This is a genomic window from Methanoculleus sp. MH98A (assembly GCF_000691865.1).
GTDB lineage: Archaea > Halobacteriota > Methanomicrobia > Methanomicrobiales > Methanoculleaceae > Methanoculleus.
Genome location: NZ_JMIO01000031.1, coordinates 1 through 17637 on the forward strand (window position 1 = coordinate 1; position 17637 = coordinate 17637).

The 17637-nt window shown below is 61.3% G+C and carries 18 protein-coding genes and 2 pseudogenes; 12 read left to right on the forward strand and 8 right to left on the reverse strand.

The genetic code is table 11. From position 1 onward, the window contains the following. The coding region (locus EI28_RS13985) for a hypothetical protein (RefSeq protein WP_197018465.1) at nt 1-585 on the reverse strand (585 nt) is incomplete at its 3' end. On the opposite strand from EI28_RS13985, the gene EI28_RS13990 reads away from it, so the two are divergent. Next, on the forward strand, nt 584-1024 hold the full coding sequence (locus EI28_RS13990) for a hypothetical protein (protein WP_155937262.1): 441 nt from the start codon (nt 584-586) through the stop codon (nt 1022-1024). The genes EI28_RS13985 and EI28_RS13990 overlap by 2 nt on opposite strands. Before the next feature lie 512 nt (nt 1025-1536). Here EI28_RS13990 and EI28_RS05520 read toward each other — a convergent pair. From EI28_RS05520 to EI28_RS05530, 3 genes are all read right to left on the reverse strand, one after another. After that, complete coding sequence (locus tag EI28_RS05520; protein WP_048113333.1) at nt 1537-1788, reverse strand: PRC-barrel domain-containing protein; 252 nt, start codon at nt 1786-1788, stop codon at nt 1537-1539. 225 nt (nt 1789-2013) lie between these two features. After that, a complete protein-coding gene (locus tag EI28_RS05525; protein WP_011844756.1) occupies nt 2014-2223 on the reverse strand; it encodes a histone family protein in 210 nt (69 codons plus the stop codon). A gap of 143 nt (nt 2224-2366) precedes the next feature. Continuing rightward, the gene (locus EI28_RS05530; protein ID WP_048113335.1) at nt 2367-3248 is read right to left on the reverse strand and encodes a CBS domain-containing protein; all 882 of its coding nucleotides are present in this window, start codon (nt 3246-3248) and stop codon (nt 2367-2369) included. Nucleotides 3249-3296: 48 nt separating this feature from the next. Between EI28_RS05530 and EI28_RS05535 the strand changes: the two genes are divergently transcribed. Continuing rightward, a complete protein-coding gene (locus EI28_RS05535; RefSeq protein WP_048113337.1) occupies nt 3297-4277 on the forward strand; it encodes a GTPase in 981 nt (326 codons plus the stop codon). Here EI28_RS05535 and EI28_RS05540 read toward each other — a convergent pair. Beyond that, nucleotides 4216-5121, reverse strand: a complete 906-nt coding sequence (locus EI28_RS05540; RefSeq protein WP_048113338.1) for a presenilin family intramembrane aspartyl protease PSH — start codon at nt 5119-5121, stop codon at nt 4216-4218. The genes EI28_RS05535 and EI28_RS05540 overlap by 62 nt on opposite strands. Nucleotides 5122-5178: 57 nt before the next feature. Here EI28_RS05540 and EI28_RS05545 point away from each other — a divergent pair, with 57 nt between their 5' ends. The 5 genes from EI28_RS05545 to EI28_RS05565 all read left to right on the forward strand — a co-directional run bounded on the left by EI28_RS05545 (nt 5179) and on the right by EI28_RS05565 (nt 9461). Next, on the forward strand, nt 5179-5493 hold the full coding sequence (locus EI28_RS05545) for a hypothetical protein (protein ID WP_048113340.1): 315 nt from the start codon (nt 5179-5181) through the stop codon (nt 5491-5493). A gap of 48 nt (nt 5494-5541) precedes the next feature. Continuing rightward, nucleotides 5542-6543, forward strand: coding sequence for a flap endonuclease-1 (gene fen, locus EI28_RS05550; RefSeq protein WP_048113341.1), 1002 nt, complete (start codon nt 5542-5544; stop codon nt 6541-6543). A 383-nt stretch (nt 6544-6926) separates the two neighbouring features. After that, entirely contained in the window at nt 6927-8426 is a 1500-nt protein-coding gene (locus EI28_RS05555; RefSeq protein WP_048113360.1) for a DUF2193 domain-containing protein, read from the forward strand. A gap of 12 nt (nt 8427-8438) precedes the next feature. Further along, complete coding sequence (locus tag EI28_RS05560; RefSeq protein ID WP_048113343.1) at nt 8439-8648, forward strand: DUF2180 family protein; 210 nt, start codon at nt 8439-8441, stop codon at nt 8646-8648. Between the two features lie 69 nt (nt 8649-8717). Beyond that, nucleotides 8718-9461, forward strand: a complete 744-nt coding sequence (locus EI28_RS05565; protein ID WP_048113344.1) for an MIP/aquaporin family protein — start codon at nt 8718-8720, stop codon at nt 9459-9461. Nucleotides 9462-9815: 354 nt separating this feature from the next. Here the strand turns inward: EI28_RS05565 and EI28_RS05570 are convergent, their stop codons facing one another. Both EI28_RS05570 and EI28_RS05575 read right to left on the reverse strand, forming a co-directional pair. After that, nucleotides 9816-11435: a thiamine pyrophosphate-binding protein gene (locus tag EI28_RS05570; RefSeq protein ID WP_052379678.1), complete on the reverse strand. Its 1620-nt coding sequence runs from the start codon at nt 11433-11435 to the stop codon at nt 9816-9818. Continuing rightward, nucleotides 11416-11613 carry a rubredoxin gene (locus EI28_RS05575; protein WP_048113348.1) on the reverse strand — a complete coding sequence of 66 codons (198 nt, stop codon included), beginning with the start codon at nt 11611-11613 and terminating at the stop codon, nt 11416-11418. The genes EI28_RS05570 and EI28_RS05575 overlap by 20 nt, the downstream gene beginning before the upstream one ends. A gap of 172 nt (nt 11614-11785) precedes the next feature. Here EI28_RS05575 and nfi point away from each other — a divergent pair, with 172 nt between their 5' ends. The 4 genes and pseudogenes from nfi (at nt 11786) to EI28_RS05595 (ending at nt 16501) form a co-directional block, all read left to right on the forward strand. Next, nucleotides 11786-12490, forward strand: coding sequence for a deoxyribonuclease V (gene nfi / locus EI28_RS05580; RefSeq protein ID WP_048113350.1), 705 nt, complete (start codon nt 11786-11788; stop codon nt 12488-12490). A gap of 157 nt (nt 12491-12647) precedes the next feature. Next, nucleotides 12648-13837 (forward strand): annotated as a pseudogene (locus tag EI28_RS05585) (FprA family A-type flavoprotein). Nucleotides 13838-13940: 103 nt separating this feature from the next. Next, a complete protein-coding gene (locus tag EI28_RS05590; protein WP_048113352.1) occupies nt 13941-14963 on the forward strand; it encodes a phosphoribulokinase in 1023 nt (340 codons plus the stop codon). An 80-nt stretch (nt 14964-15043) separates the two neighbouring features. Further along, entirely contained in the window at nt 15044-16501 is a 1458-nt protein-coding gene (locus EI28_RS05595) for a TrkH family potassium uptake protein (protein WP_048113353.1), read from the forward strand. A gap of 207 nt (nt 16502-16708) precedes the next feature. Here EI28_RS05595 and EI28_RS05600 read toward each other — a convergent pair whose 3' ends face one another. Continuing rightward, a complete protein-coding gene (locus tag EI28_RS05600) occupies nt 16709-17257 on the reverse strand; it encodes a hypothetical protein (protein ID WP_231476607.1) in 549 nt (182 codons plus the stop codon). Nucleotides 17258-17553: 296 nt separating this feature from the next. Between EI28_RS05600 and EI28_RS13405 the strand changes: the two are divergent. Next, nucleotides 17554-17637, forward strand: a pseudogene (locus tag EI28_RS13405) (nitrogenase iron protein); the annotation flags it as partial.

The window sequence follows — 17637 nt, forward strand, 5'->3', positions numbered from 1 at the left end:
TCCGGGCTGTTTTTCGGGCATTACCTCTCGTTTATCGTAGTATTTCCGTGGGATATAATCTTCTTCGCCGGTGTAAGGATCTCGTATGAATCCGTCATATACGAAATCCACCGTGCTTACCACATAAACCGGGACATTCTCCGAGTAAATGAGAATCACCGTCTCAGTAACCGGATATTCCCATCGTCCAAGCCATGCCTCATGTCCAAAACGGGAACCAATGCTCGGGCCTCCGCCCATCTCGTAATCCCATTCCCCGTTCGGCCCGTGGTTTATGTAATGGAAGTGCAGATAGATGTTTCTCAGTTCAACATTGCTGAAATAGTAAATATAGTCGTGTAGTTCGTAATACATCATTGTATCGTTTATTTCAGCGGGAAACTCCGATTCAACGATAATGCTCGTTGTTTTTGCGACATGGTCAACGATGTAGTAATAGGTGCGAGTAACACCCGCCGTTCCCGTCCAGGTCTCGGTAGTAATCTCCGTTGTCGGCGTTGGCGTCGATGTCGGGTCAATCGTTGGGGATACCGTCGGTGTAGAATTCGGTGCAGGCTCCGTGGTCGCCGCAGGAACGGGTGTCATGGTCGCGGTGGGTGTGGGGGTCGTGGTTGCGGTTGGGCTCGTAGTTGGGGTGGGAGTCGCCGTCTCATTCGTCGTCGGGGTTGCGGTCACCTTCACCGTTGAGGTCGTTGTTGGCTCGGTCGTCGGGCAGGACGTCTCCGTTGCCGTTGGAGTAACCGTTGTCCCTCCGGAAGAACTGCTGCTACTGCTACTTCCTCCAGATGATGACGAAGACCGTACGGAACCGCCGGAACTGCTTATTTCAACCACATTTGAAAACACCCCGACAATTGCATTCACGATTCCCGGTCCGGGTTCACCCGGCGCCCCAACGGTCTTATTCTCGGTCGCATTCGTCGTGTTATCAATAGTCAGCGAGACGACCGCGTCTTTCACGATAACAGAATTCATTTCCGTCGAATCGTTCAACTCCCCTGTTTCAAACCCGCCAGTGGCGTAAACAACGCCTACAGCCAGAGCGAGGACGAGAACGATTCCAGCGACGATTTCGGATTGTTTCATGATTATAACCCCATTTGACTCGTATTCCCACAAATTCAGCCACGTATATATTTTACTCCGAATACATGCTTGCGGATATATATGTTTGCAAGCAATCACCGAACCCGAATGAGGAGCGATTCGCTACGCAGACTGATCAATCACGCGCGATACAGGGGAGTTGAGTCCTGATGTACAGGGCTGCCCTGTCGTCTTTTCTCCAAAAAGTGTGGCGCGGCCGGGGCCTGCAACCCTGACCGCGCCCGGTCCATCGTGCGAGGCCGGGTCGTTCTCCGCCGATACACAAGCCAGAGCCCGATCCCCGCGCTCAGGACAGAATCGTCATGCTCACCGTCCCGGTGTGAGTATCGATGCGGTCGGTGTCATGAACCTTTGACGGGCCGAAAAACCCGTAGGTATCCAAACCAGTATCGTTACCGCACCCAGGTGTGGTCAGAAAAAGTATTGTCCCTATCTCTTCAGCAGGTAGCGGTCGACGACGACGTAATCTTTTATATCCTTCACCGACTCAAACGGCACGAGCATCTTGTCCCCGTCCGTCCTGTAGCCGTCGGTCTTGAACGTCTCGTCCGGTTTGACGAGCAGGTCGGCAACCTGCCCCGTGTTGAGGTCGACAATAATATTCTTGATGGTCCCGATGAGCATGCCATCGTTACTCATCACTTTCTTCCTGGCAAGGGAGCGGCAGAAAGTTTTGCTCATACAGAACCGTGGGACGTTTGTACTATTTAAATCTTCTAAAGTCTATAAAATCACGGAAAAGAGCGTTCCAGATTATTGCCGGACATGCATGCACCGCCGCTGCCCGCAGCGGGAAAAACCACAATGCAGAGGCCTCCTTCACCGGGGAGCTGCATACCGGATCGCCCGCATTGCGGCCTTCCCGGAGGTACGAGTATGGCCTGGAGAAAAAGAGATTTTTTGGGTTTACTTCACGGTTTCGGCCGCCATCCGGACATCGGTTGCCTTGACCGTCTTCCTGCCCGCGTGACCCGCCAGCTTGATCGCCTCTTTCGCGATCCTTGAAGCGTACTGCTCCATCAGTTTCGCGAGTTCTTCATTGGCATCGGAACTCACACGCTCCGCGCCGGACTTCTTTACAATTCTGCCAACAGGTGCCAGTGGTATATCAGTCATGATCCATTTCCCCCTTTTCATTGAGTTCTGTGAAATGCACTCACACACAGAACTCGTTTAACAGAAGCACCATAGGTATTCTCATATAAATACTTATCTGTCACCAGAGGGGTTGAAGCACGAAATTTCGAACAGGGAGGGGATCAAAGTGAGGGAAAGACCCGAATAATATCGGTCTGGGTAACGATCCCGACAGGCTTGCCGTCCTCGACAACAATCAACCTCCCGATCTCCCGTTCCTTGAACCGGCCCACGAGCTCGTAGAGCCGGATCGACGACGGAGCCTCCACCACATCGGCCGTCATGACCTCCACGACGGGCGCATCCAGCGTCAGACCCGCATCCAGGCCGCGGGCGAGATCGCTCAGCGTTATGATGCCCGCGAGGGCGCCGTCGTCCTTCAGCACCGGCGCGCCGTGGATATGATGGGTATTGAAGAGGTGCACGGCATCGCGGAGGGTGGCGATGAGCGGCAGGGTCAGGACCGGGGTGCTCATATAGTGCTTGATGGGCTGTTTCGGGAGGGATATCATCTCGGAGACGCTGATAAGAAGCGCCTGCAGGTTCTCGTCCATCCCGAAGACCTCGCCGCGGACGAGGAGTTTATTCACCGGCGTGGGCCCGATCGAGACCATATCCCCGACACGGAAGAGTTTCACGCTCCCGATGATCCTGACCATTGCCTGGCACAGGTCGGGGTGGCAGAGGGTGGTGAACCCGAGCTCCCTGACGCGGACGCCCCTCACCTTCTCGCCGCCGCGGAAGATCGGCACCTCGAACTGGTGCTCGAGGTCCCCGAGATTCAGCTCCCTGTACGCACCTGCGGTCGGGCTGTATCCACCTTTGGGGCCGGGAACGCCGTCGACCAGCCCGAGGGCTTTCAAGGCCTGCATCTGGTTGCGGACGGTGCCGGGGTTGCGCTTCAGCACCTCCGCGATCTCCTCACCTTTTATAGAGTGGGAAGACTGATGGTATAGGGTAATCAGAGTTATCAGGATATCCTTCTGAATCGGAGAGAGCTCCATAATTATCAGTCATTATACGTTGTTTAAATACATTAGGTTGTGCGTAACGTGGAATTCGAAACCATCCCGACCGTTCCTACGGCGGACGAAGTGCTCGACCGCAGTCTTCGCAGGGCGGCAGCCAAGAAGAAGCTGAAGACCAACGTCGATACCGCGAACGAGGAGTTCGTGAGAGCGGTCGCGAAAGCCATCCACGACAAATTAAAGAGCGTGGTCGGCTCGTTCCCGAGTTTCGAGCGCCTCTCCCCCTTCTACCAGGAGGCGACCGACATCCTCGTCTCGCTCGACCGGTTGAAACGATCCCTCGGCGCCGTCAACTGGGCGGCCGACCAGGCCTGGGTCATCGGCTCCGGTTACGCCCGCAGCATGCGATCCGGAGTAGACACACCTCCAAAACGGCGGCAGGCCGTCGCCCGCATAGCCTCCATCGTTCACCAGGTGGAAGACGATCTCGTATACTTAAACGAGGCCCGAAACATCCTGCGGAAACTCCCACACGTGAACGACGACGACTTCACCGTGGTGGTTGCGGGATTCCCGAACGTCGGGAAATCTTCATTTATCCGGCTTGTCTCCACGGCGGAACCCGAGATCGCCGCCTACCCGTTCACCACCAAGGGGATCGTCGTCGGCCACCGCGAGATCGGCAAGCGCGACCGGATCCAGTTCATCGACACACCCGGGGTTCTCGAGCGCCCGGCGGACGAGAGGAACCCCATCGAGCGGCAGGCGGTCAGCGCCATCATCAACACGGCCGACGTCGTCCTCTTCATCCTGGACGCAAGCGAACACTGCGGCTACTCGCTCGACGACCAGACCCGGCTCCTTGAGGAGATACACCGGCTCGTCGACGTGCCGGTGGTGACGGTCGCAAACAAGGCGGATATCCAGGGGATCGAGGGTTACCCGGAGATGTCCACGCTCACCGGAGAGGGGGTGGATGCGGTGCTCGATCGTTTGCTCACATTCAGAAAGGAAGCCACGAAAACGAGCCTGCGAGAGCCGCCCCAACCAGAAACCCAAGAATAGCCCCGCCGTTTAACGGCGGGAGCCCCGCCTGGGGGTTGCCCTTGTTGACAAAGTAGAGGAGCACCGCGAGGCCGACGAGCGAACCCGCCATCGCGCCGAGTGTCGGGGTGGAGAGGATCCAGAGGACCGCGGGCGCGTCCACGAAGACGTGCGATGACGCAACAAGGATCGAGGGCATGATGAGATCGCCCATACCCATGACGAACGCGCCGCGCTCCTCCCCCTCACTGATGTTGAGCCCCTCTTTCCTGAACGAGTAGTCCGTTCTCTTCGGAACCACGACCATTATGGGCGCCTTCGTCTCGAGAACGCCTTCGGCCAGCGTGATCATGTGTTTCGTCCGGTAGACCGATATGGCGTCGTAGACCGCGAGCAGCACGAGCAGCACGAGCACCGGCAGGACGGCGAGGGAGATCCCAAAGATTGACGCAACCCCGGCGGATATCAGCACGCCGAGGATATCGATGACGTACCATTCCGGGTAGAGGTAGAGGAGCGCAGTCGCTGCAACGGCACCGATGAGCGTTCCGGCCGCGGCGGCGGTGGTGGGCCCGAGCGCGAGGAGGGAGAGCGCGCCGAATATGTAGAGGAACGTCATGAAGAGGGCAAACCCGATGAACGCGGCGATGAACCGCCGGCCCCCCGTCCGGAGCAGGAAGAGCAGGACCAGGGTGAAGGCCAGCAGCATCCCTATAAATATCAGGGGATTCGCCACCGATTCGGGATCTTCAAACGCAACAAGCCCCGCTGCCTGCATGGGCATGACGAGGACGATGGCGATGATCTGGACGAACAAAAGCATCAGGGGCATTCCAAGAAGAGGCAGCCAGTCGCGTATCTGCATCACAAAACTCCACTCATTATAGGTAGGTTAATTAATGCATCCTCATCACTTTAAATTATGGAGATTCGCGAACTCATCGGCGATATCGTTCTCACCATCGTGATGGTGGTCTCCACCGTCGTGCTGGTGATGCGGTTCTGGCAGGACCTCGTCATAGCGGTTGCGGCAACGTTCATGATGCTCTCTCTCGGAGGATTGCTCATCTCTCTCGGCATAAAGATCGTGAGCCTCGAGCAGAGCGTCGTGCAGCGGGAGCGCACCATGCGCGTGAACATGGAGGAGATGGGAAAGACGATGACCGCCAGATACGACAACACCGTGAGCCACATCGAGGAGATCGTCGACGGCCTCTCCCGGCGGATGTATCGGTGAACCGGATCGCCATCTTAATGGCATATCCCTCTCTCATGATCAGGTAGCATGGGCGTTGCTATCCGAGACATCCTGGCAGACTGTAAAGAGACGTTGGCGTGGGACGACCTATCCGGCATCGCCGCATTGGACGCTCATAACGCACTTTACCAGTTCCTTTCCATCATCCGGCAGCCGGACGGCACCCCGCTGATGAACGGTGCGGGCCGGATCACCTCACACCTCTCCGGCATCCTCTTTCGAACGGTGAACTTCCTGGAGAAGGGCATCCGCCCGGTCTTTGTCTTCGACGGGAAGCCCCCGGAGTTCAAGCAGGAGACGATCAACGAGCGGCGCGAACATCGCGCCCGGGCCGACGAGGCCTGGAAGACGGCGCTCCGGGAAGGCGATATGGAGGAGGCCTACAAGCAGGCGAGCGCATCCGCCCGCATCGACAGCCACACCATCGCATCGTCCCGCGAACTCCTCGACCTGCTCGGCATCCCCTGGGTGCAGGCGCCGAGCGAGGGCGAAGCGCAGGCGGCTTACATGGCGCGGCAGGGGAAGGTCACCTACGCGGTCTCCCAGGACTACGACTCGCTTCTCTTCGGGTCCCCGGTGCTGGTCCGGAACCTCACCGTCAGCGGGCGGCGAAAGACCAGGGGACGGACGATCACGGTGAACCCCGAGAGGATCGTCCTCTCCTCCCTCCTCGACCGCCTCGGTGTCACGAGAGAGCAGCTCGCCGAGATCGGCATCCTGGTGGGCACGGACTTCAACCCGGGGATCCGGGGCGTCGGCGGCAAGACCGCCTTGAAGATCGTGCGGAACGGCGAGTTCGAGTCCGTGATCGCCGAGAAGCAGCCCGACTTCAACCCCGCCCCCATACGCGACTTCTTCCTCAACCCGCCGGTCACCGACGACTACACCCTCGAGTGGAGGACGCCGGACGTCGAGGGCGTCGTGGAGATGCTCTGTGGCCGCTACGACTTCTCCGAAGAGCGCGTCAGGAGCGCTCTCGCCAAGGTCTCGGTGAAGGCGACCCAGAAGACGCTGGATGCCTGGTTCTGACCGCCGAAACGGCTAGCATTCGAAGGTTAAAGGGTCGGCGTGAGTTGCCCGACTGGCTAAAAAACCCTCTTTTTTCCCGGATACAGGTTCCGACGGACGACACAAGAGATATATGTGAGGACGACCCATCAGGCCGATTGAAGAATCCTTACCGGGATTCCAGGGTAGTATGGAGGGTGCACGAACCAGAACATGGGTTTCGTATCCCCGATCGCCGTCCTCCCGGCTCTTCGGGCCCCTTTGCCGGGCTCACACCGTCCGCATTCTCCATCGTCAGAGTAGCTCCGCCAGATCCGGAGGTTCCGCAGGGACCGCCGTAAGAATCGCTTTCTCGAACATGCTGTCCGAAGAACCGGACAGCAGGAACCATACAGGTGATCGATATGAGAGAACTCTACGAGAAGATGATTAACGAGGCCATGACCGCCCAGTGGGCGGACGTGGAGATGGTAAAAGCAAAACGCGGCCAGAAGTTCGTCCTCGCGGACACGAAACCCTACGTCGATGCCGTCCGGAAGATGACGGCGATCGGCGACCAGAGCCGGGCGGTCATCGACCTGCACAAAAACTCGGTCGTCTCGCATGCCGAGGTCCTGCAAAGCCTCACGACGACCGTCCGCCCCGAAGACGATCCCTTCGTCGAGCATTACCAGACACCCGTGGTGCTCGAGATCCTCAAAAGCCAGGACGAGGCATTCGCAAAGAGCGTCGACGCCTTCACAGAGGCAATCGCGGCTGCCGAGGCCAGGATCGGCCTTGAAGCGGTGCGGCGCTACGGCGGGTTCTACGGCCCCACCTGTGTCGTCGACTTCGCGCTGATCCCGGGCAGCACGAGCAACGTGGTGAACCGGGTGCTCCAGAAGGCCGATATACCGGTCGAGCACAAGCGGGCGATCCTCGCCGCCAAATCGTGGGGAATGAACACCTCCTACGGGTTCGGGGACACCTTCGCCCATGCCCTCGAGGAGGGCGCCACCCCCGGCGAGGCGACGGCGAAAGAGGTCGAGATCATGCAAAAGATCTACCGCGATCCGGTCGAGGGGCAGGCGGAACTGATGGATGCGGCCGGGATGACGTCCTTTGATGCGCGGAAGTACATGAGCGAGTACCGGCGGCGGATGGAGCCGACGGTTCGCGCCGCCGTCGACGACGGTGTCCACTACGCGAACATCCTGACGGTTCCCGCCTACAGCGTCGGCGACGTCGCGCACCACATCGCGCAGTCGACCTTCAACATGTGCAAGGACGACGTCGTCACGGCGGTGATCGAGGCGGTCACCGGGGTAATGGAGTCGTCGCTACGAAACTCGCTTGATGCCTACAAGAGTTACTGGGACGTCCTCTCGGTCGCAACCGGGTCGTCCGCCGCCGCCACCGAGTACATCCTCGAACTCGACGCGCTCAACGCTCCCATGGTCGTCGACCTCCTCACGAAAAGGTTCCACAACTACGTCCTCGCCTACCCGGCCCGGGGAGCGGCGGCGGAACTCCACAACTGCGACTTCATGGACATGATCTACCGCGGGTGGAAACTCATCGACAAAGCGCGGAAGAACCGGAACGGTGCCGACGAGCCCCTGACCCCGACGGTCGGCAAGTATCCCGTCGACCTCTCGCCCATCCACGCAAACGAGGTGCTGATGAACCCGCAATGGTACGCCTACCCGGCCTGCGCCATAACCGTCCGGTTCTCCGCCCTGATGCGCCTTGCCGACTACCCGTGCCTCCTGACGAGCGAACCCGTGACCGCGACGATGATGACGAACATCATCGCGCTCGAGAAGGAGACCCCCGCCGCTCCGGTGCGAGCATGCAAGAGCTGTGCCACGACGAGCCTCGTTGACCAGCGGCAGCACTACTGCCAGTGGAAAGAGGCGATCTGAGGGGGAGTAATCGTGAAATGCTACTACTGCGCCCTTGAGGGGAAGGATAGCGAGGCGGTGGCGATCTGCATCGTCTGCGGGATGGGGCTCTGCATGGAACACGCGATCCGAAAGGATGTCGACGTCTGGGAGGGCGGCTACCCGCTCCCCAGCAAGCGCGTGAAGACCCCGCTGCCGCGGATCCTCTGTCCCGCGTGTTACAACTCCCTGTATGGGAAATAACAACACATCCTGGCCCTTTTTTGGGCTAAGGGTCATTAAAAAAGGAGTATCTTACGTACTGGTGAAACCATGACCACATCTCTTGGAAAACGATGCGTCGCCGAAGCCGTCGGGACGTTCATCCTCGTCTTCTTCGGTGCCGGCGCCGCGATCGTCACGCTGATGCTCGCCGCGGGGACGACCCCGGCGACCTCCTTCAACATAGGGATCGGGGCGCTCGGGGGGCTCGGCGACTGGCTCGCGATAGGGCTCGCCTTCGGCATCGCCATTGCCGGGTCGATCTACGCTTTCGGGCGGATATCGGGCTGCCACATCAATCCGGCAGTGACGATAGCCCTCTTTGCAACCCGCCGGCTCCCCGGCCGCGACGTCGTCCCGTACATCGCGGCGCAACTCGTCGGTGCCGCGGCAGCGAGCCTGCTCTTTGCCTGGGCCGTCGGCCCGGACGCCGTAGCCATCGGGGGGCTCGGGGCGACGACACCGTTCCCCGGTATCGGCTACCTGCAGGCGATCGTCATCGAGGCGGTCGGGACGTTTCTTCTGATGCTCGTCATCATGGGCGCCGCCGTCGACGAACGGGCCACACCGGGCTTTGCCGGGCTTGTGGTGGGTCTCGCGGTCGCGGGGATCATCACGACGATCGGGAACCTGACCGGCGCGTCGCTGAACCCCGCCCGTACGTTCGGCCCGTTCCTCGGGGACTGGCTGCTTGCCGGGCAGAACCTCTGGGAGTTCTTCCCCGTCTACATCATCGGCCCCATCGTCGGTGCGGTGCTCGCCGCGTTCCTCTACGATTACCTCTGCTGCGAATGATACAACCCCACCACTCTTTTGGAGCCGCAAAACAGTCCGGCCGAACCAGGACCGCAAGAAGAACGGTGAACCGGAGCGGATCCGGTTCGCCGCAAGTTTACCCGAGCGCCCGTTCGATTAACGGGCTCCCGGGGACCCTCAGCGTGGAGCGAAGAACGATATGCCGATGCTCCCACCCGGATCGACATCCGGAGATCCGCGCTTGCCCGGCATGGGCCTCGCAGGCTGCGCGGCCGTGACCGGGATGTTCACATCTACCCTCGGCCTTCCATACAGTTGCAGGATACTTATAGATTTCGGATGAACGGCGTGCCGCGTCCCATCGGGGCCTGCCGGGGAGTAAGGGGCGCCTGACTATTCGAACCGCACCGGATCGGTCTCGATATCGACCACGACGGGCTTATTCATCCGCACCGCCCGGAGAACGGCGTCTGCGAGATCCTGCGGCCGGACCACCCGTATCCCGGCGCCGCCGCAGGCCTCCGCATACGCCGCGAAGTCCGGATTCGTGAGTTCGATCCCGTAGGGCGGGTAGTTCGCCTCTCGCTGCTCCTCCCGGATCATCGCAAGCTGGTGGTTGTTCAAGACCACGACGACGATGGGGAGATCGTACCTGACCGCCGTGACGAAGTCGGCCATGACCATCGAGAACCCCCCGTCACCGGTGATGCAGACGGCGGTCGCATCGGGGTAGGCCAGTTTCGCCGCAATCGCCCCCGGGAGCCCGAACCCCATCGTCCCGAGGTAGCCCGACATCGCGAACCGCTGCCGCTTCATCCGGAAATTTCTCCCGAACCACCACTGGTTCTCCCCGACGTCGAGGGAGATGACCGCGTCTTCCGGAAGGGTCCCGGAGAGGACTTTCATGATGTAGGGCGGCCGGATGGGGGCCGCCTCCGGGTCGGCCTCCCGGTCGAGGAACTCGAACCACTCCCGCTTTTGCTCCGCAAGCCACGCCCTGGCCCCCGTATCCTCCCGCGGCCTGACCCGCTCCCGGATCATCGGTACGGCAACGGCGCAGTCGCCATAGACCCCTGCCGCGAGCGGGTGCTTGCCGAGCTGGAGCGGGTCGATATCGATGTGGACGGCCCGCTTCTCGCCGGGGATCCCGGTGAAGTCGGAGAAACTCGCCCCGCAGGCGATCACGAGGTCGGACTCCTCGACGAGCGTCCGGGCGTGCGGCGTCCCGAGCGGCCCGTGTATCCCGGCAACCCACTCGTTCTCGTCGGGGAGGATGCCCTTCGCCCTGAAGGTGGTGACGATAGGCGCCCGGATCGTCTCCGCAAGCTCGATGACCGCTTCCGCCGCACGCATGGCGCCGAAGCCCGCGAGGATGACCGGCCGCTCCGCGCCGTCGATCGCCTCCGCCGCCGCACGGACGGCCTCGCCGGTCGGGGCCGTCGTGACTTCCGCGAGGCAGGTCTCGCGTTCGCAGTAGGCCGGTTCGAGCGGCTCCCTCTGGATATCGTTCGGAAGAGAGAGCTGGGCAACGCCGCGGCCGATGATTGCATAGCGTAGCGCCCGGGTGAGGAGTTTGACCGCCGTCGACGGGTCGGCGACGGTGTTGTTGAAGACCGCGATCGGGCGGAAGAACGCGTCCTGGTCGATCTCCTGGACGCCGCCGGGGCCGGCGTACTGCGCCTGCACCTGCCCATTCAGGGAGAGCACGCTCGCCCGATCCTCTTTCGCGTCATAGAGGCCGGTGGCGAGGTTCGTCGCCCCCGGCCCGGCGATGGTCAGGCAGACGGCGACCTTTCCCGTGAACTTGTTGTAGGCCGAGGCTGCGAGGGCCGCGGTCTGCTCGTGCCGGACGACGATGTAGCGTGCGTCCGGATTCCTCCGGACCGCGTCCACGAGCGGGAGCGACGATGAGCCGGGGATGCCGAAGTAGAGGGTGATCCCCCAGGCCGCGAGTTCCGAGACCAGCACGTCGGCCACGGTCATGGCGGCTCCTTCAGAGGTAGTCTTCGTCATTCATCTCCACCTCTTCCTCGCCGGCCCGCACGAACGCCTCCTTTCCCGCGCTGCAGCGGGAGCACCGCCAGTCGCCGGGGAGATCTTCGAAGGGCGTTCCCGGCGGTATCCCGGTAGCCGGGTCTCCCGCCTCCTCAACATACTCGTAATCACAGACACTGCAGACCCATCGTGCCATATCATCCACGCTCCGAGAGTGACACTCCGTGCCGTACCCCATCTTCACGTATAAAAAAGCCTCGCCGGCCGGGGATCTCCGCGGGCGATCGTCACCTGCGGAGTACCCCCTGCCCCAAGCATATAATAGCGGGTATACGATACCACCTACCTCCGTGCAACGGGAAACGACCATGGAGATCAGAGAGACCCATCCCTTCGACCTGACGCCGGCGGAGGCGATCCGCCTCCAGGAGAGGCTCCGGGAGCAGGTTCGCCGTTCCGGCGATCCCGGGGCGGTCTCCCTCGTGGTCGGCGCCGACGCCTCCTATGCGAAGGGTTCGGACGTCATCCACGCGGTCGCCGTCGCCCTCAGTTTCCCCGATCTCACCGTCGTCGAGCGGGTCTCCGCCGCCGCCGTGACGACGTTTCCCTACATTCCCGGTCTCCTGACCTTCCGGGAAGGCCCCGCCCTCCTCGAGGCGTTCCGGAGACTGCGCTCCGAGCCGGACGTGATCTTCTTCGACGGGCAGGGGATCGCCCACCCCCGGGGGCTCGGCATCGCGAGTCACATGGGCGTCCTCCTGGACCGGCCCGCCGTCGGGGTCGCAAAGAGCCTCCTCCTCGGCACGGCGGCCGAGCCCGCGGGGGAGAAGGGATCGACCGCCCCCATCCTCCGCGACGGCGAGACGATCGGGATGGCGGTGCGGACGAAAGAGCGGGTGAAACCCGTCTACGTCTCGGTGGGCCACCGGATCGATCTCCCGGTTGCGGTCGACCTCGTCCTCTCGGCCGCACGGGGCTACCGGCTCCCGGAACCGACGCGGCAGGCACACCTCTTTGCAAACGAGGTAAGAAGAGGAGAAGGCCAGACTACCCTCTCTTCCTCCACGAAATAGAGCGAAACCGTTATCACCGTTCGCGCCGGAGAGACGTCTGCCGGACGGCGCAGCAGGCTTCGCCGGGACGGTCGAGAACCTACGGAGGACGAAGTATGTCGGATACCTTGATGAACCGTATGCCAGCCGGAACACACCCGAAGGAGGCGAAGGAGTAATGGCCGCACGCGAGATCGTGCCGGGCGTCTTTGCCGTCGGCGTCATCGACTGGGACCGCCGGCTCTTCGACGAACTGATCCCGCTCCCCGACGGCACCACCTACAACAGTTACCTGGTGCGGGGCAGCAAGAAGACAGCGCTGATCGATACCGCCGACCCGACGAAGACCGCGGAACTCATGGGGAACCTGGAGTCGCTCGGGGTTGATTCGATCGACTACATCGTCTCCAGCCACGCCGAGCAGGATCACTCTGGCTCGATACCGGCGATGCTCGAGCGGTTCGGTGACGCGAAAGTGGTGACGAACCAGAAGTGCCGCGACTTCCTTGTCGACCTCCTCCACGTCCCCGAGGATCGGTTCATCGTCATCGGCGACGGCGATACGCTCGACCTCGGGGGTAAGACGTTCGAGTTCATCATCGCCCCCTGGGTTCACTGGCCGGAGACGATGCTGACCTACCTCAAGGAAGACCGGATCCTCTTCCCCTGCGACCTCTTCGGTTCGCATTACGCGACGAGTTCCCTCTACGTCCCCGACGAGGGCGCGGTCTACGAGTCCGCGAAACGCTACTACGCCGAGATCATGATGCCGTTCCGCTCGAGCATCAAGGGCCACCTCGATAAACTCGCGACGCGCGAGATCGACGTGATCGCCCCGAGCCACGGCCCGATCTACGACCACCCGGCGTTCATCGTCGACGCCTACCGGGACTGGACGGGCGACGACGTGACGAATACGGTGGTGCTCCCCTACGTCTCCATGCACGGCAGCACCCAGGCCATGGTCGAGCACTTCGTCGACGCCTGATGGAGCGCGGCGTCGAGGTCCAGCCGTTCAACCTCCCGAAGACCGACATCGGCGACCTCGCAAAGGCGCTCGTGGACGCCGCAACGGTCGTGATCGGGGCGCCGACGGTCATCTTCGGCCCACACCCGCAGGCGGTCTACGCCACCTACCTCGCAAACCTCCTCCGCCCGAAGACCCGCTACGCGACGGTGATCGGGTCCTACGGCTGGGGCGGGAAGACGGTCGACACCATCGTGGAGATGCTCGGCCGGCTCAAGGTCGAGTTCCTCGACCCGGTCTACGTCAGGGGTGCCCCGAAGGAGGAGGACTTCGCGGCGCTCGACCGGCTCGCCGACGAGATCGCAAAGAAGCACCGGGAGGCGGGGATCCTCTCCCCTTAGGCACTCCATCCCTTTTTTTACGGTTGCCGCCCTGTTTGCCGCCGGGTCGGCCTGCACCGAAATCTTAACACGCTCCGATACCGACCAACCTTCGAGCTGAATCATGCCCCCGTCCGACTTCAAGAGAGTCATTGCCGAGTCGCCCTACGTCTTCATCATCGGCGTCGCGGGAGACAGCGGATCCGGAAAGACCACCTTCACCCGGGCGATCCGCGAGATCTTCGGGGACGACCTCGTCTCCACCATCACCATCGACGATTACCACAAATACGACCGCCGGGAACGCAAAGATCTCGGGATAACGCCGCTCGTTCCCGAGGCGAACCGGTTCGACCTCTTAGAGCAGCATCTTACCGAACTGAAGGCGGGTAGAACGATCGAAAAACCGGTCTACAACCACGATTACGGCCGGTTCGACCCCCCGGTGCCCTTCAGCCCCACGAAAATCCTGATCCTCGAGGGGCTGCACCCGTTCATCACCCCGACGCTTCGGGACCTGATCGACTTCAAACTCTACGTGGACCCGGACCCCGACGTCAAGCGTGCCTGGAAGATCAAACGCGACGTGGAGCGGCGGGGCTACTCCACCGAGGCCGTCCTCCGGGAGATGGAGGAGCGCAAACCCGACTACGAGCGGTACGTCGCGCCGCAGTGCCTGTTTGCGGATGCGGTCATCCGGATCGCCTTCTCGAAGTACGGCAGGGACGTGAGCGAGAAGCGCAACGTCTACCGCGTCACCCTCTGCCAGAGCAGGCTTGATAAGAGCATCGGGGACGTCGACCTCTCCATCGACCTCTTCGGGCTCCTCTCGCTCTCCGAGCGCGACTTCATGGTCGAGTTCACCATCGAAGACGTCGGGGGGGAGGCAATAGGGGCGCTCACGTTCGACGGGGAGCTGAACGACGCCGTCGCGAGAAAACTGGAGCGAAACATCGAGATTCAGACCCAGGTGGAGCCCATCGATCTCAGCCAGGACAGCGACTACCTGACGGCCGGGGATATGGCCCAGCTCATCCTCGCCTGGCGGATCATCAACCGGCGCATCTTCATCGAGAGCGCTCCGGGAGCGGCCGGGACCCGGGAGACGATGGCCGGAAACAACGGGTTCGGATGCGGCAGAAGGTGATTTTAGCCCCACTAAGACCACGGGGAGCCGAACGGCCGTGCAGGAGAAAGTAGATAAGAGCGCCCGGAGAACGTGTAACGATGGATAGGATCGAGCAGTTCTCGATCATCGCACAGGACATCGGCAGCATCTTCAAGTACATGAGCATCGCCACGGCGGTGCCGCTTGTCGTGGCGGTGATCTATGAGGAGTGGGACATGATCCTGCCCATGGTCTCCGTCCCTGTCGTCCTCTTTATCCTCGGGATGTTTCTTCTCCAGGTGCCCCGCGAGGACCGCGAGGCCCCCCTATCCGCCGCCCTCATGGCGGTTGCCCTGATCTGGCTGATCATCGCGCTGGTGAGCGCACTCCCGTTCTGCCTCGGACTCGGCGTCCCGTACCTTGATGCCGTCTTCGAGGCGATGTCCGGGTGGACGGACACGGGCCTGACGGTGATGCGGTCGGTCGAAGAGATGCCCCGGACACTTCTTTTCTGGCGGTCGCTGATGCAATGGCTCGGCGGCATCGGGATCGTCGCCTTCACCGTCGCGATGGCCTCGAGAACCGGGTTGACCCAGTTCCGCCTCTACCGGTCGGAAGGCCGCTCGGAAGCGCTGATGCCGAGCGTCGTCGCGACGGGGTTCGAGATGTGGAAGATATACCTGGCGCTGACCGCCGCTTCGATCGGCCTCATCCTCCTCTCGGGGGTGCCGGTCTGGGACGCGGTGAACATCGCCCTCGTCGCCATCGCCACCGGCGGGTTCTCCGTCCACTCGGCGGGGATCCCGTTCTACAACAACCCGCTGCTCGAAGTCCTCATCGTCCCGGTCATGATCGCCGGGGCCCTGCCGTTCAAACTCTACTACCTCCTCTACCGGGGGAAAGGCACGCGGTTCTTCGGCGACCAGCAGGCACGTCTCCTCCTCATGCTCATCGCACTCGGGATCGTCGTGATCGCGTGGGACCTCGTCACGCTCACCGCAACCGATCTCCCCACGGCCATCCGCCAGGCGCTCTTCATGGCTACCGCAGCGGTCACCAGTACCGGGTTCCAGGTCGCCTCCCCGAACGAGTGGGCGAGCGTGACCGTCCTCTTTCTCGCGATGCTGATCATGATCGGCGGGTCGTCGGGGAGCACCGCCGGCGGTATCAAACTCTCCCGGGTAGTCCTCGGGTTCCAGAGCCTGGTCTGGTGGTTCCGGCGGATGTTCGTCTCCGGAAAGGTGCTCGTGCCCTTCAAGTACGACGGCAGGGTGATCCCGAAGAACGTCGCCGACCTCGAGGTCTCGCGGAACATGCTGACGATCATGCTCTACTTTTTGATCATCTTCGTCGCCACGATACTGGTGATGCACCTGCAGCCGACGTCGTTCGATTCAAGTAACGTGATCTTCGAGGTCGCCACCGCGATGTGCAACAACGGCATATCCACGGGGTTCGTCTCGCCCGATATGGAGGCTCCGGCGAAGGGCCTCTTCATCCTGATCATGTGGATCGGGCGACTCGAGATCATTCCGGTGATCATGCTCGTCATGGGCGTCTTCAAGCGGTCCGATTGAAGGGGTCGCTGCCGGGAGTAAGGGTAACCGGAGCCCGGGGTTGCCCTGATTTTTTCATCGTTGATGCCATAATAGTGTGAAACGTCTGTAAGCTCAGTAATTCACTAACTTCGGCACCCGACACCGGACTGAAAGACCTGCAGAAATGGACCTCGCCGTCAGGTCAACCGACCCGGCTCACGGGCCGCAAAAAAAAGAACCAGCCGGTTACTCCGGCTGGTAATGAAGGAACAGGTCGTCCACCGCCGCCCTGTCCCCGCCGTTCTTGGCGAGCAGGTCCATGTAGGTGTGAACCTCCGGGGCGTACTTCTTCAGAACCGCCGGGGAGGTGTGGTAGAGCATGAAGGCCTCGGCGAAGATCGCCGCCTCCCTCTCCTCACCGGGGGGTGCGGTGATCCGGGCCAGGTAGGTGCCCGGGTTTTCGGCAAGCGCCGCAAACGCCTTGCTCTCCCCAAACCCCATCGTGTGGTAGACGCGGTAGCCCACCTGCTGGACAAAGACCTCGTCGGCTCGCGCCGGATCCCTGTCCGAGCGGATGTAGACGGCGTTCTCCTCGGGGACGTAGACCCCGCTCACGTCCACGGACGCACCCTCCCGCCTGAACACTTCGCTCCTGCTGTCGATGTAGACGGTGAGGTTCTCCATAAACTCTTCTCTGATTTTGGTGCTCTGCTGCAGCACCAGGGCCTCCGCTAACGCCGCTTCGGTGCCGCTTCCATCCCTGTTCTCCAGACGGAAACCGGCAACCGGGCTCACTGAGAAGACCGAACAGACGACGAAAATGAGAATAATCGCCGCAACCAACCTTGATCGGAATCGTGGGTCCATGGTTTCCCTCTGCTTGACAAGAGTTTCAAACTGTTCATTATATACTTTTCCAATTTTAAAAAACGAATTATAAATGTCTGAATATCAAAAGAGAGTAGGAGAAAAAATATTCCTTGAGAAGGAGCCTCCGGAAGTGATGATCGAATTGCAGAAAAGGATATATATCTCCACTGCGTGAACCGCATCCGACACCTAATTACCCATGCAAGCGCATAGTAGCTGCAATGAAACAGATCGCCCTCTACGGGAAGGGGGGAATCGGGAAATCCACCACTGCAGCAAACCTGTCGGCAGCACTCGCAGGAGAA

Bases quoted from the DNA above. Each gene is read 5' to 3' on its own strand.
- EI28_RS13990 (WP_155937262.1), top strand. From the start codon at position 584: ATGGTCGCGGTGGGTGTGGGGGTCGTGGTTGCGGTTGGGCTCGTAGTT.
- EI28_RS05520 (WP_048113333.1), bottom strand. From the start codon at position 1,788: ATGAGCAAAACTTTCTGCCGCTCCCTTGCCAGGAAGAAAGTGATGAGT.
- EI28_RS05525 (WP_011844756.1), bottom strand. From the start codon at position 2,223: ATGACTGATATACCACTGGCACCTGTTGGCAGAATTGTAAAGAAGTCC.
- EI28_RS05530 (WP_048113335.1), bottom strand. From the start codon at position 3,248: ATGGAGCTCTCTCCGATTCAGAAGGATATCCTGATAACTCTGATTACC.
- EI28_RS05540 (WP_048113338.1), bottom strand. From the start codon at position 5,121: ATGCAGATACGCGACTGGCTGCCTCTTCTTGGAATGCCCCTGATGCTT.
- EI28_RS05545 (WP_048113340.1), top strand. From the start codon at position 5,179: ATGGAGATTCGCGAACTCATCGGCGATATCGTTCTCACCATCGTGATG.
- fen (WP_048113341.1), top strand. From the start codon at position 5,542: ATGGGCGTTGCTATCCGAGACATCCTGGCAGACTGTAAAGAGACGTTG.
- EI28_RS05555 (WP_048113360.1), top strand. From the start codon at position 6,927: ATGAGAGAACTCTACGAGAAGATGATTAACGAGGCCATGACCGCCCAG.
- EI28_RS05565 (WP_048113344.1), top strand. From the start codon at position 8,718: ATGACCACATCTCTTGGAAAACGATGCGTCGCCGAAGCCGTCGGGACG.
- EI28_RS05570 (WP_052379678.1), bottom strand. From the start codon at position 11,435: ATGACGAAGACTACCTCTGAAGGAGCCGCCATGACCGTGGCCGACGTG.
- EI28_RS05575 (WP_048113348.1), bottom strand. From the start codon at position 11,613: ATGGCACGATGGGTCTGCAGTGTCTGTGATTACGAGTATGTTGAGGAG.
- nfi (WP_048113350.1), top strand. From the start codon at position 11,786: ATGGAGATCAGAGAGACCCATCCCTTCGACCTGACGCCGGCGGAGGCG.
- EI28_RS05590 (WP_048113352.1), top strand. From the start codon at position 13,941: ATGCCCCCGTCCGACTTCAAGAGAGTCATTGCCGAGTCGCCCTACGTC.
- EI28_RS05595 (WP_048113353.1), top strand. From the start codon at position 15,044: ATGGATAGGATCGAGCAGTTCTCGATCATCGCACAGGACATCGGCAGC.